This window comes from Nostoc sp. PCC 7107, assembly GCF_000316625.1.
Classification (GTDB): Bacteria; Cyanobacteriota; Cyanobacteriia; order Cyanobacteriales; family Nostocaceae; genus Nostoc_B.
Genome location: NC_019676.1, coordinates 814,722 through 827,048, shown reverse-complemented (window position 1 = coordinate 827,048; position 12,327 = coordinate 814,722). Strand labels below are relative to the sequence as shown.

11 protein-coding genes are annotated in these 12,327 nt (G+C 39.0%); 5 read left to right on the top strand and 6 right to left on the bottom strand.

Features of this window, described 5'->3' with window-relative positions:
• Positions 1 to 207: 207 nt before the first annotated feature.
• The 4 genes from NOS7107_RS03545 (at position 208) to speY (ending at position 5,368) form a co-directional block, all read left to right on the top strand.
• The gene (locus tag NOS7107_RS03545) at positions 208 to 2,001 is read left to right on the top strand and encodes a tetratricopeptide repeat protein (RefSeq protein ID WP_015111617.1); all 1,794 of its coding nucleotides are present in this window, start codon (positions 208 to 210) and stop codon (positions 1,999 to 2,001) included.
• Between the two features lie 509 nt (positions 2,002 to 2,510).
• Positions 2,511 to 3,593: a class I fructose-bisphosphate aldolase gene (locus NOS7107_RS03540; protein ID WP_015111616.1), complete on the top strand. Its 1,083-nt coding sequence runs from the start codon at positions 2,511 to 2,513 to the stop codon at positions 3,591 to 3,593.
• A gap of 331 nt (positions 3,594 to 3,924) precedes the next feature.
• Positions 3,925 to 4,152 carry a hypothetical protein gene (locus tag NOS7107_RS03535; RefSeq protein ID WP_044499631.1) on the top strand — a complete coding sequence of 76 codons (228 nt, stop codon included), beginning with the start codon at positions 3,925 to 3,927 and terminating at the stop codon, positions 4,150 to 4,152.
• Positions 4,153 to 4,192: 40 nt separating this feature from the next.
• On the top strand, positions 4,193 to 5,368 hold the full coding sequence (gene speY / locus NOS7107_RS03530; protein ID WP_015111615.1) for a deoxyhypusine synthase: 1,176 nt from the start codon (positions 4,193 to 4,195) through the stop codon (positions 5,366 to 5,368).
• Positions 5,369 to 5,429: 61 nt separating this feature from the next.
• Here speY and NOS7107_RS03525 read toward each other — a convergent pair whose 3' ends face one another.
• The 3 genes from NOS7107_RS03525 to NOS7107_RS03515 all read right to left on the bottom strand — a co-directional run bounded on the left by NOS7107_RS03525 (position 5,430) and on the right by NOS7107_RS03515 (position 9,213).
• Complete coding sequence (locus tag NOS7107_RS03525; protein ID WP_015111614.1) at positions 5,430 to 7,763, bottom strand: adenylate/guanylate cyclase domain-containing protein; 2,334 nt, start codon at positions 7,761 to 7,763, stop codon at positions 5,430 to 5,432.
• Between the two features lie 134 nt (positions 7,764 to 7,897).
• Positions 7,898 to 8,800: an aminoglycoside phosphotransferase family protein gene (locus NOS7107_RS03520; RefSeq protein WP_015111613.1), complete on the bottom strand. Its 903-nt coding sequence runs from the start codon at positions 8,798 to 8,800 to the stop codon at positions 7,898 to 7,900.
• A 35-nt stretch (positions 8,801 to 8,835) separates the two neighbouring features.
• Positions 8,836 to 9,213 carry a hypothetical protein gene (locus tag NOS7107_RS03515; RefSeq protein ID WP_015111612.1) on the bottom strand — a complete coding sequence of 126 codons (378 nt, stop codon included), beginning with the start codon at positions 9,211 to 9,213 and terminating at the stop codon, positions 8,836 to 8,838.
• Between the two features lie 210 nt (positions 9,214 to 9,423).
• Between NOS7107_RS03515 and NOS7107_RS03510 the strand changes: the two genes are divergently transcribed.
• Positions 9,424 to 10,374 carry an RpoD/SigA family RNA polymerase sigma factor gene (locus tag NOS7107_RS03510; protein WP_015111611.1) on the top strand — a complete coding sequence of 317 codons (951 nt, stop codon included), beginning with the start codon at positions 9,424 to 9,426 and terminating at the stop codon, positions 10,372 to 10,374.
• Between the two features lie 451 nt (positions 10,375 to 10,825).
• Here the strand turns inward: NOS7107_RS03510 and NOS7107_RS03505 are convergent, their stop codons facing one another.
• From NOS7107_RS03505 to NOS7107_RS03495, 3 genes are all read right to left on the bottom strand, one after another.
• On the bottom strand, positions 10,826 to 11,698 hold the full coding sequence (locus NOS7107_RS03505) for a 6-carboxytetrahydropterin synthase (RefSeq protein WP_015111610.1): 873 nt from the start codon (positions 11,696 to 11,698) through the stop codon (positions 10,826 to 10,828).
• Positions 11,699 to 11,820: 122 nt separating this feature from the next.
• On the bottom strand, positions 11,821 to 12,084 hold the full coding sequence (locus NOS7107_RS03500; RefSeq protein ID WP_015111609.1) for a hypothetical protein: 264 nt from the start codon (positions 12,082 to 12,084) through the stop codon (positions 11,821 to 11,823).
• Positions 12,081 to 12,311, bottom strand: a complete 231-nt coding sequence (locus tag NOS7107_RS03495) for a hypothetical protein (RefSeq protein ID WP_015111608.1) — start codon at positions 12,309 to 12,311, stop codon at positions 12,081 to 12,083. Before NOS7107_RS03495 ends, NOS7107_RS03500 begins: the two co-directional genes overlap by 4 nt.
• Positions 12,312 to 12,327: the final 16 nt, after the last annotated feature.

Below are 12,327 nucleotides of genomic sequence, written 5' to 3'. Positions count from 1 at the left end.
TTATTTATAGAGAGTTTAAAGTTTTCAGTTATCTTTTGGATCTATAGAATATACATTAACTTATTAAGTTGCTTATAATTAAACAAATTTGAATTTTCTCTAAGTTCATGATGTTAATTTTTGCGAATGTTGGCAAAATTAATTCATGAGATATGTGTTTGCTAGAGTAGATGCCAAGTTAAATATTATTAACAAATTTAAAAAAATATGAGATTTTTCCATACTACTGCTAAGTCAAGAGTAAAACAAGCTATTAATAACTGGTTGAGAAAATCAGGCAAATCCAGCAGTATTGTTGGGGGACTAACAGCAATTTTTTTATTAGCAAATTCGTTAGTGCCAACAACTTTATTTGCTCAAGAGAAATTAGAGATTAAAGACTTTGACTATTGGGCAAATTTTTGTCAGTTGTTGGCAGAGGAAAAGAAATATGATGAAGCGATCGCCGCTTGTAATCAAGGAATTGCCATTAAACCCGATGAAATAGAAATTTGGGTAACACGCACAGCAATTTTGCTCAAGCAAGTCAAGTATAGTGAAGCGTTAGTATCAGCTGATCGCACCTTACGTCTCCAGCCAAAATATTCTTTAGCCTTGGCTCAAAGATGTGAAGCATTATTAAGTTTAAATAAATATGCCGAAGCGATCGCTGCCTGTGATTTAGCACTGCGTTCTGATGGCAACTGGGGCAGTACTACAGCAGTGGTAGCATGGTACAATCGTGGTCTAGGAGAAAGTAAATTAGGACAACTAGACGCAGCGATCGCCTCATTTAGTCGCGCCTTAGAAATTACGCCTGAGAATTCTTTAGCGTTAGTCGGTAATTGTCAAGCCTTAGCAAATTTAAACAGGTTGAGCGAAGCGATCGCCGCTTGTGACTCAGCCATTAAAGTAAATCAAAATTGGGGTGATACCACACCAGCAATTGCTTGGTACACTAAGGGTTTGGCACAGAAAAAAAACGGACAATTAGAAGAAGCGATCGCCTCCTTTGATCAAGCAGTGGCGATGAATCCGAAAGATGCAGATATTTGGTTAGAACATGGTAGATCATTAGCAGCGATCGGCAAACCAGAACAAGCCGTAGTTTCATACCAATTTGCCATCAAACTCAGTCCTAATTATGCCTTAGTCTTAGCTAGTCAAAGTGCTAGTTTGAACAAAATAGGTAAATTTTCCGAAGCACAAGCAGCCGCAGAACTTGCACTCCAAGGTGATAGCCGCTGGGGTGATATCAGTCCCGCCTTAGCTTGGGAACAGAGAGGAATCGCCTTAGCTGGATTAGGAAATTACGAAGAAGGATTAGCATCAATCGAAAGAGCGATCGCTCTCAATCCCAACTATGCAGAAGCGTGGAATAATCGTGCAGCTACCCAATGGTATTTAGGCAGATATACTGATGCAATTGCTAGTAGCGATCGCGCCACCGAAATTAATCCGAAATATGCTCAAGCATGGTTTAATAAAGGCAGAATTCTCAAAACCTTAGACCGCTATTCAGCATCACTCACAGCATATAATAAAGCATTAGAAAATGTGGGCAAATTTGCAGATAAATCACTCTTAGCTAATATTTGGGCTAACCGAAGCGTTGTCTTATGGCATTTATCTCGCAATCAAGAAGCCTTAGTGTCTGTAGATAAAGCGATCGGCATTAACCCTAATTTATCGCAAGGATGGTACAACAGAGGCATCGTACTATTTAATTTAGCTAGATATGATGAGGCGATTAATGCTTACAACCAAGCTAGTACTCTGGCTCCAATGGATGCGAATATTTTAGCTGGTAAAGGAGTTGCCTTATTGAAATTGGGCAAATTAGAAGATGCTGTAAAAACTTTTATGGCTACATTAGAACTTGATCCTAAAAACGCATTAGCATTAGCTAATCAAACAATTGCTCAACAAAAATTAAAAGCACAACAAGAACAAAAACTCAAGTCACCAGTAATGCCAGATAGCACTACAATGCGTCACACGATTTTGGATTCTAGATTTTAGATTGACCCCATGCCTAAAGTTAGGGGAACCGTTCCCCAGACAATATTTGTGTCTAAGTCCTGTATGATTACTCTGCATAAAACTAATTTGCCAAATTCAGGCACAGCATTTAAATTTAGCTAATTAATCTTTATTTTGACTTTTATCGTGGATTTATTACTAGTAAATATAACTTTTGATAGATGCTAATGAGCTTAATTTCTGAACTAATAAAACTTATAATTATAAATGTTTGTTTCTTTTGATATATAGCTAGTTAGCAAAAGTAAGTATAAGATTAAATTATCGGCTAGAATCCTACTTAACTTACTATTATCCATGGATAAGCACAGATACATTATCAGTGTTTATCTGCCTTTTTCTAAAAAATTTTCTTCTAAGAAATATAAACAATATTGTATTCAGTATCCAAAATAAGTTTTTGCTGAGATAGTCAATCATCTGAGAGATAAAATGTCAGAATGCTATCGTAAAGGCAAATTTATTTTCTCAAGTTTGAGGAAAGTGCTATGACAACTACATTGGTAGAGGCTAATTCTATCGAGTCATTGTTAGGAAAAGAAGCAGAAGACTTGCTGAATTACAAAGCCAAAGTTTCTCAAGATTTATTGCATTTACCAGGTCCAGACTTTGTAGATCGAATCTGGCTTAATAGCGATCGCAATCCTCAAGTTTTGCGTAATCTGCAACAACTTTATTCTACTGGTCGTCTGGCAAATACGGGCTATCTCTCAATTCTGCCTGTTGATCAAGGTATTGAACACTCGGCTGGTGCATCTTTTGCGCCAAATCCCATATACTTTGACCCAGACAATATTATTAAATTAGCGATCGCCGGTGAATGTAATGCCGTTGCGACAACTTTGGGAGTATTGGGTATTGTCTCACGCAAATATGCTCACAAAATTCCGTTTATTGCCAAAATTAACCATAACGAACTCTTAACCTTTCCCAATCAATTTGATCAAGTATTATTTGCTAGTGTTGAGCAAGCTTGGAATTTAGGTGCAGTAGCCGTAGGCGCAACAATTTACTTTGGTTCTGATCAATCAACCAGACAAATTCAAGAAATTAGTCATGCTTTTACACGCGCCCATGAATTAGGAATGGTGACAATTCTTTGGTGCTATCTACGTAATAATGCTTTCAAACAAGATAAAGATTATCATCTTGCTGCTGACTTAACTGGACAAGCAAATCATTTAGGCGTAACCATTGAAGCCGACATCATTAAACAGAAATTACCTGAATGTAACAATGGTTACGGTGCAGTTGTTAAAGCCACAGGTAAAAGTTATGGCAAAACAGATGAGCGAGTTTATACAGAATTAACTACTGATCACCCCATAGATTTAGCTCGTTATCAAGTGCTAAATTGCTACGCTGGTAGAGCAGGATTAATTAATTCTGGTGGCGCATCTGGCAAAAGTGACTTTGCTGAAGCAGTACGCACTGCTGTTATTAATAAACGGGCTGGTGGTACAGGATTAATTTCTGGGCGTAAAGCTTTTCAGCGTCCATTCGCAGAAGGAGTGAAACTATTTCACACAATTCAAGATGTTTATTTATCACCAGATGTAACTATCGCTTAAAGTTCCGCAATTAGATAACAAATTCACGAAGGTGATCAATATTCACCTTCCTTTTTATATATGCACAATTAGCCTAGAGGAAGACGTTATACCAATTTTTGATGAGGCTGCATATAATTCGATCCCCCCTAACCCCCCCCAGGGCTGTTTCCTTCCCTAAAAGGGCTTAATTTACAAGCGGATCAACCAAAAAATCAGGCAGTTCAAAAATTTTATCTGCCTATGAGAAGAGCGATCGCACTTAAATTTCCTGCTAGAAACAGTAATTTTTCAATTGCCAACTCACTAGAATTTCTGGCTGATACTCTTGACAAAATCTTCATCTGAGCGAATGAAACAACCCGCCGAATGTCGCCATTTACGAGGCTGTGCAACTGGGGAAGCGAAAATAACAAAAGGTGATAATTTCCCGATGGAACGCGTTTGTAAAATTGCGATCGCGGAAGTTAAAAAGTTTTTTCAGCAAACAAGCTCCCTAGAACAAGTGATTTTCGTCTGTTTTGGTCAAACTGCATTCGATTTATACACCAAGACAATGCAAGAATTTGCTGAAACATAGTTAACATTAGATTCGGCGTGTTTACTGTTCGGGAGTGCAAATGTCAAAACAGCGTGGTCAAAAAATCGCACCTACACCCATACCAACCAATATTGGGGTAGTAGATTTAATCAATAATTACTTCACTGCCTATAACTCAGCACGCTTGCGGGAAGCTTGCCAACTACTGAGTAAAGATGTATTTCAAGAAGGCGTGACGGTAGGAGTTAGCCTTTCTGGGGCGATGACACCAGCCGGATTTGGGGTTTCCGCACTAGCACCCCTCATTCGTAACGGTTTCATTGACTGGATGATTAGCACCGGGGCGAATCTTTACCATGATATGCACTATGGGTTAGGTTTTGAGCTATTCGCGGGTAATCCATTTGTGGATGATGTGAAACTGCGGGAAGAAGGGACTATCCGCATTTATGACATTATCTTTGGCTACGATGTGTTGTTAGAAACCGATGCTTTCATCCGTAAAATTTTGCAAGCAGAACCTTTCCAAAAGCGAATGGGAACAGCGGAATTTCATTATCTTTTGGGTAAGTATGTCCGGGAAGTAGAAAAGCAATTAGGAGTACAGCATTCTTGCTTACTGGCGACAGCTTATGAATATGGCGTACCAATTTACACTTCCTCCCCTGGAGATAGTTCTATTGGGATGAACGTTGCAGCTTTGGCGTTAGAAGGTTCGCAATTAATTTTAGATCCTGCCATTGATGTGAACGAGACAGCTGCGATCGCCTACAATGCAAGAGTTGCTGATGGTAAAAGTGCGGCGGTAATTCTAGGTGGTGGTAGTCCCAAAAACTTCTTACTGCAAACTCAACCGCAAATTCATGAAGTATTGGGATTAGAAGAACGGGGACATGATTTCTTTGTCCAGTTTACAGATGCGCGTCCTGATACTGGCGGTTTGTCTGGGGCGACTCCATCTGAGGCGGTCAGCTGGGGTAAAATTGACCCAGAAGAGTTACCCAGCACAATTGTTTGTTACACCGATAGCACGATCGCTTTACCGTTAGTTACAGCTTATGTAATGAATCAATGTTCGCCTCGTCCCTTAAAGCGGTTGTACGATCAGCGGGAAGCAATGTTAAGCACCCTGCAAAAAGATTATCTTGCCGCAAAAACCCAATCATCGGATAAAGTACCTGCTGCAATGGCTGAAGATGCAGCCCAAGGTATCGCAACTTATCCTTGCGGTAGATTAATTCCGAATAGTCCATAATTACAAAGGTAAAAGGTAAAAGGTAAAACTATAAATCTTTTGCCTTTTGCCTTTTGCCTTTTTACTTTTTAGTTTTTCCTAATAAAAGATAAGTTGTCATTTGCTGTTGATGGGGAATTTTTATTTCATGCTGTAGTTTTAGAACAAATTCATCACGTATATATTCGTAAGCAGTAGCGCTAACTTGGATAGTATCGGCTAAAGTTTGAGACTCGATAGATTTAGCAATATTGATTGTGTCCATTAAACCGAGTGCTGCGGTTGTGACGACTCCTGTATGGATACCAATGCAAAGTTTCAGGTTTTGTTGATTTTCTTGGTTAAATGTGGCGATCGCAGTTTGCATATCTAGCGCCATTTGCGCTATGGCTTGGGCATGATCAGAGCGTTTTGCTGGTAATCCCCCAATTACTATATACGCTTCATTAATGGTTTTGATTTTTTCTAAACCGTAGCGATTACAGAGGCGATCGAAATTTGCAAAAATTGGACAGAGTAAATTAACTAGTTGCATCGCACTTCCCAAAGCCGCAATTTCGTTTAAACCGACGATATCTGCACATAAGACAGTCACATTCATGACATCTGCTGCTTTATCCTCTATTAGTGCTTGTAGATTATTAGATGCCGATGCTGGTATTCTTGTTTGCCAAAGTTGTTCTGTTTCTGCTTGCTGCTGCTGTAATGCTGCTTCTAATGCTACTCGGCGTGTAATATTGCGAAAAATCCCACGAGTTGCAACTGGTATTCCATGAGCAAATTTACAGTTTATGTTACCTTCTAAAAAAACTGTTTGCCCATTTTTGGCAATGAAAGCTGCTTTAACTTGATCTAATTTTTCTCCTGACATTAAACGATAAAACATTTGCCGACAATGTTCTTGAGAATCAGGATGTATAATTTCAAATACATTCATTTCCTCAACTTCTGTGGCACTATATCCTAATGTTTGACACCATGTCCGGTTAACATATAAAAACCGCCCATACGCATTAACAGACTGAATTAAATCATTAGCATTTTCACAGATATCTCGATATCGAGATTCACTTTCTAACAAATCATCTTCTGCTTGTTTGCGTTTCATAAATTGCGCGATTTGACTACCCACAGAAACCATCATTTGTAACAAATCTGCATCTTTAGGTTGCACATCGCGGCTAAAAAAAGTCATCACTCCTAAAATTTTATTGTCGTCGAGGATAGGAAAACCAAATGCTGAACGTAATCCGGCGGTTACAGCAGTTGGCGATCGCTGTAAGTCTCCATAGTCTAAAATATTTTTAATCCATAAAGCAGAACGTCTTTCCCAAATTTGGCCAGGTAATCCCACACTCGGTAGATATGTAGTTTGCCATGTCACAGCTTTAAATTCACGCGCGGCTATGAGTCGGCTTGACCAAATTTCTACGCATCTTAATACAGTATGATCACTTTCTTTTAATACATTCGTACTAAGGTATTCATTTGTTGTCCATAATTCCCCTACATCCCACTCTAAATTTTGACAGATTGCCTGTAAAATTTCCGGCATTGCCTGTTTAATACTTTGTGATTCTGAGAGAATGCGGGTAATAGCGTACTGGGCAACATTACGTTGTTCTCGACGCTGGCGACTCGTAATATCTCGACCAATATAGATAATATCTTCTAAAACTTCATTTTTTTTCTGCATTACTGTGCAAGAAAAAGCTACTCGCACTTTTTCTCGCGTTTTTTTACGACAAACAACTTCAAAATGCTGTAAATCTCGGTTGATTTTACTGTAGTGATTAATAATTCTGAGCAATAAAAAATTGTCATCAAATATCAAAGATATTGGTTTATTGATTAATTCTTCTTCAGAAAAATCAAACAACTTTTGCGCTGCCGGATTAACTTTTTTAATTTTTCCTGTATTGGTAGTTATCAATAAGGCATCTGCCATTGAAGTGATAACTGTATCCATGTAATTTTTATATGTTACCAGTGTCATTGACAGCAGACTAGTAGCATTAGTTAATTTTGATAAATCTTGTTTTGATTGAATTTTTTCAGTAACATCTTCAATGAAAATGATTAACTTTCTGTTAGATGATTTTTCTGTAATTTCACCAATAACATATATATTTATATAAATATCCAGTTGATTCTCACCATTTCTTTTAATTGCTACTAATTCAAAACTAGCTTGTTGACCTTGGATGATAGATTTTAATATCTCTTCTTTGCCAATAAATTCAGGAAATCCTAAACGAATATCTTTACCTAAAATCACCTCTTCTGGCTGAAAGGCAAAGCGCTGTACTTGCTCAGATTTATCTACAATACAGAAATGAACATCTAGTTCTAAATATTCAAATTTACGTAAAGTCGAATATTTATTAAAAATCTGCTCGACTACTTCGTATTTCATTATGTTCTTGAGTAAGTAATGCAATTATTTCATATCTCATTCCCTACAGACTCAAGACTAAAGCCTCTAGTCCTAGTATTTACATTTCAGTACCAGTTATAATTCTATCGGTTATTCATCAAAGATTTAACAAATTAAGACACTGTGCGATAGCGATCGCGCAACCAGTTTAACCGCCCTTCTAACCGCTCTAGACTTTCAGGACGTTGTTGCCCAATAATGAAATTCCACATCGCGGTTTGAAAAGTTCGTGCTTCAATAAACAAATCTAATATTTCTTGATCTATCTCTAGACCATAACCATTCAAAGCGACCGCCGCATATTCTCTGTCAGTGCCAAAAACATGACTAGCCGCGATTAAACAGGCAATATCCCAAGCAATGTGACCAATAAATGTATCTTCCCAATCTGTCCATAGTACTCCCCGTGTGGTGTTAAGCACATTAGAAAAATTGGAGTCCCCATGAAGTGGCTGCATCGATAACTGAAGTTGCTGAAATCGACTTTTGAGACGATGATTTACTGCTTGCAACATTTTGGAATCACTGAGGCTGAATGCTGCTTGAGAAATGAGAGTACACAGCAAACTTTCAGACTCATTTAAAGGATCTAAAACTGTCAATTCACTGGCAAAGTCTACTAAAGCTTTATGACAATCTCGTAAAGTCTGTCCAACAATAGTTGCGTCTGGTAGTTCATCTATTTCTTCGACAAATTCCCAAAAACTTAGAACGAATCCATTGTGTTGATGCGGGCCTGGTTGAATCAGGTTGCTTGGACTAACAACAGGTGCGCCTGCTGCGGCTAAATAACTGGCTACAGCAACTTCTTTGGCAAACCAAGCATCACCAAAGCGCACTGTACCCGTTGTAGTTGCTATGCGTGCAACTACAGGGACAGGCTGTAAATGAATTACCAAATTGCTTCTGTCTTGCAGAATCACAGCCTCAGCAAAATTCAGCCCTTGTTGTTTAGCGACTGCACAAGCGGCATTGATCGCATTTTCTAGACGAGACCTTTCAGGTGTACTAGTCATAATAGCGAAAGCAGAAAACTTCTGTTAGCTGAATGCTATTTGAGGATTTCGTCTAGCAAGTTTCTTGCAGGTTGGGCTTTTGTTAGTGCGGCTTGATGGTCACTGTAAGCCTTAACTAGACGTACTAGACCACTTACCCCAGCCTTGAGTAATTCCAACTCCTCACCAGCCAATAGTTCTCCATCCAGCATTCTTTGAACTAAAGGTTTAATATCGCCGACTTCCTGGCGAACTTTTTGCAGTTTTTCGACGCTACTAAGTAAAGATTTCAGCGAGTTCAGGATGTCATCAATATCTTGGACATCTTCCACTGGTTTCGGCGCATCTTGAACCTTGTCTGTATCTTCGGTATTTGAAACTACAGCTGGTTCTTGAGTGGAAGTTTCACCTTTCGCCCCGTTGGATTTTGCCATGAATGTTTCCTCAAGAATTTTTCCCAGTCTATCGTTAAACCCATCATCTAGTGTATGAACTCAATTGGCGAATAATTTTTCAGTACGATTAGGGTGTAGCTGCGATCGCGGCACAAAATGGCTTGTCCTAATTGGCATTTTTTCTGAGTCTATTTGATTTATACTTTTAGATTCGTCTGAAATTATCGAAAAGAGCAGTTTGAAAGTTGTATGTCCAGCCTAAGTCCTGACATGGTACGCGTTTATTTACGAGAGATTGGCCAGTTCCCTTTACTCACCTCAGACCAAGAAATAACTTATGGCAGGCAAGTACAGCAAATGATTGCCATTGAGGGGCAGAAAAAGCAGCTTAGTCAACAATTACATCGGGAACCGAAGTTAGCAGAATTAGCAGATTTTGTCAACAAAAGCGAAACTGAAGTTACTCAAATACTTCAGCTTGGTCAGAGAGCTAAACAAAAAATGGTGACAGCAAACCTCCGGCTGGTGGTTTCCATCGCCAAAAAATATCAGCGTCGCAATCTGGAATTATTAGATTTGATTCAAGAAGGCGCGATCGGTTTACAACGAGGTATAGAAAAGTTTGATCCCAACCGCGGTTATAAGTTATCAACTTACGCCTACTGGTGGATTAGTCAAGCTATCACCAGAGCGATCGCCGAAAAATCCCGTGCTGTCAGGCTACCAATTCATGTGAACGAAAAACTCAATCAAATTAAAAAAGTCCAGCGAGAATTGTTTCAAACCCTTGGTCGTCGTGCCACAGTTACAGAGATTGCTCAAAAATTGGATATACAAGCCAGCCAAATTCGAGAATATCTCAGTGCTGCTAGTGCGACAATTTCTTTAGATTTAAAAGTTGGCGATAACCAAGACACAGAACTCAGTGAACTTTTGAGTGATGATGGCATCTCACCAAATGAACAAATTACCCAAGAAATGCTCCGCCAGGACTTGGATAATTTGTTAGCTTCACTCAAACCAGTGCAACGTGAAGTTTTAATTTTGCGTTTTGGACTGTTAGATAATCAAGAACGCAGTTTGGCTCAGATTGGCGAAAAGCTCAATGTCAGCCGAGAACGAGTTCGTCAAATTCAGCAGCAAGCTATGAATATTTTGCGTCGTCAACAACCAGAAATGGGACAATATTTATCTTCTTGATATGAGTGCTGAGTTCCGAGTGCTGAGTGTTATAAATATAAGGCTTTGAGTAATCAACACTGTCCTAAGCTCAGTAACTACGGCTATATTTATCAGTTATTGTAGAGACGTTGTATACAACGTCTCTACATGGTTTATTGGGTGCAGCTTCATAATTAAATACAGGTATGATACGTTCAGGATGACTAAATGTTAGCACCTGAAAAAACTTAATTTAACCATGTTCTACATCTCTACAGGCGGACTGAGTTAGAGCATTTAGCAAGCAATAAGTTTTGCCTTGATCCCGACATAGACAAGTGTCTAAACGTTGGCAATACATCGCTGTTTCTATCATGAATATGCCATAATTTGCTCAGTGAAGGAATTGCGTAAAGCATGACTGTATGTTTCTGTTTCTTTCACCACCCTGGAAAAATTAGAGACGCGAAATTTCGCGTCTCTACACAAATTACAACCTAGCTAAAACTGGTTGACTATCTGCCGCACTAATAGGATTTGAGTCTGTATCTGTGCAGTAGATTTCGCAGGAGTTATTGGGACTTTCGATTAGTTTGATTTTGTAGAGCTTGGCTCCTAAGTTTTGGATAGGAGATCGCAGTAAATTACTAATATATAGAGCGATATTTTCCGCAGTCGGTACAACGTTGGCAAAATAAGGCACATCTTTATTTAAAAAGGTGTGATCAAATGGTTCTACCACATAATCTGCGATCGCTTGATGCAATGCACCTAAATCAACAATCATCCCAGTGCGCTGATCAATTTCACCTTTCACCGTCACTTCTAAATGATAGTTATGTCCGTGGCCGTTAGTCCGAGCGCATTTACCATAAATCTCAGTATTATCTTCTAAGCTGAGATCAGGATGTGCCAAACGGTGCGCGGCGCTGAAGTGAGTACTGATACTGAGGTAAGCTTCCATTGAGTTTCCCATATAATCTGCCCAAAGTTCAGGATGTTCAAATAACTGTACGCGGACTACAGGCAAGTGGGGTGCTAACCGCCGCCAGATAACCCGTGCAATATTTTCTGTGGTGGGGAGAGTTTCTTGAAATTCTGCCCAGACATCATTGAGATAAGAAAAATCTAGAACGCTGGTAACTTCGCGTTTAATTACTTGTTTGACATCAGACAAATTCAGCACCATACCATACTTATCTAATTCCCCAGCCAGAGAAATAAATAAAACATAGTTATGTCCATGTCCAGGAAATTTTGAGCCAGCACCAAATTTCTCAAAATTCTCAGCTTCACTCAGTTCAGGTAGCCAATAGCGATGACTAGCCGAAAATTGAGCGCGGCGATTTACGATACATTGCATGAGTACACTGGGAGAAAAATTTAAACTTTCTTAATCTTTTGCTCTTTTCAGCATAAACTAATTTCTTTGTCTGTGGTGAGAGGAAGAATATATTACTCGTATAAGTATCTCTCAATACCACTTCATCCAAAAAAATGCTCATAGTCATCATGGCTACCAATCCAAAACCATGTCACTGTGTCTTTTTCCAAAATCCCAAGTGCGCGATACCCTCGCGTTATTCTGACAGACCAAATCGCCTCTTCATTATTGATGCACTTGAAATGTAAAGAAGGATGGAATGGATTTTCTGCCCAAAGCTTGTATGCTTTTCTCGCACTCTGTCTAATTTCTTTGGTCAACTCTCGATATCTTGTCCAAAAAGAGGGAAGAACTGCTGACCTCATAACTGGTCATAGTCCATCACACTTGCTTTTCCCTCGGCAATTTCTTGTTTAGCTTGTTTAGCAGCAGCGATTAATTTTGATTGAGTTCCTTTAAAAGCTCTATTCCATCTAATTTCATCTTGCAATTCATCAATGTACTCTCGCAGATGTTCTGCAATGCGGTCTTGTACCTCAATCGGTAAAGATTCCATCATTTTGACTACAGTAGTAATTGCTGTTGATGACATAATGTATGGTTTTTAT

Excerpts from the sequence above, each read along its gene's own strand:
- NOS7107_RS03540 (WP_015111616.1), top strand. The coding sequence starts at position 2,511 with ATGACAACTACATTGGTAGAGGCTAATTCTATCGAGTCATTGTTAGGA.
- NOS7107_RS03520 (WP_015111613.1), bottom strand. The coding sequence starts at position 8,800 with ATGACTAGTACACCTGAAAGGTCTCGTCTAGAAAATGCGATCAATGCC.
- NOS7107_RS03495 (WP_015111608.1), bottom strand. The coding sequence starts at position 12,311 with ATGTCATCAACAGCAATTACTACTGTAGTCAAAATGATGGAATCTTTA.
- NOS7107_RS03500 (WP_015111609.1), bottom strand. The coding sequence starts at position 12,084 with ATGAGGTCAGCAGTTCTTCCCTCTTTTTGGACAAGATATCGAGAGTTG.
- NOS7107_RS03510 (WP_015111611.1), top strand. The coding sequence starts at position 9,424 with ATGTCCAGCCTAAGTCCTGACATGGTACGCGTTTATTTACGAGAGATT.
- NOS7107_RS03545 (WP_015111617.1), top strand. The coding sequence starts at position 208 with ATGAGATTTTTCCATACTACTGCTAAGTCAAGAGTAAAACAAGCTATT.
- NOS7107_RS03535 (WP_044499631.1), top strand. The coding sequence starts at position 3,925 with ATGAAACAACCCGCCGAATGTCGCCATTTACGAGGCTGTGCAACTGGG.
- NOS7107_RS03525 (WP_015111614.1), bottom strand. The coding sequence starts at position 7,763 with ATGAAATACGAAGTAGTCGAGCAGATTTTTAATAAATATTCGACTTTA.
- NOS7107_RS03505 (WP_015111610.1), bottom strand. The coding sequence starts at position 11,698 with ATGCAATGTATCGTAAATCGCCGCGCTCAATTTTCGGCTAGTCATCGC.
- NOS7107_RS03515 (WP_015111612.1), bottom strand. The coding sequence starts at position 9,213 with ATGGCAAAATCCAACGGGGCGAAAGGTGAAACTTCCACTCAAGAACCA.
- speY (WP_015111615.1), top strand. The coding sequence starts at position 4,193 with ATGTCAAAACAGCGTGGTCAAAAAATCGCACCTACACCCATACCAACC.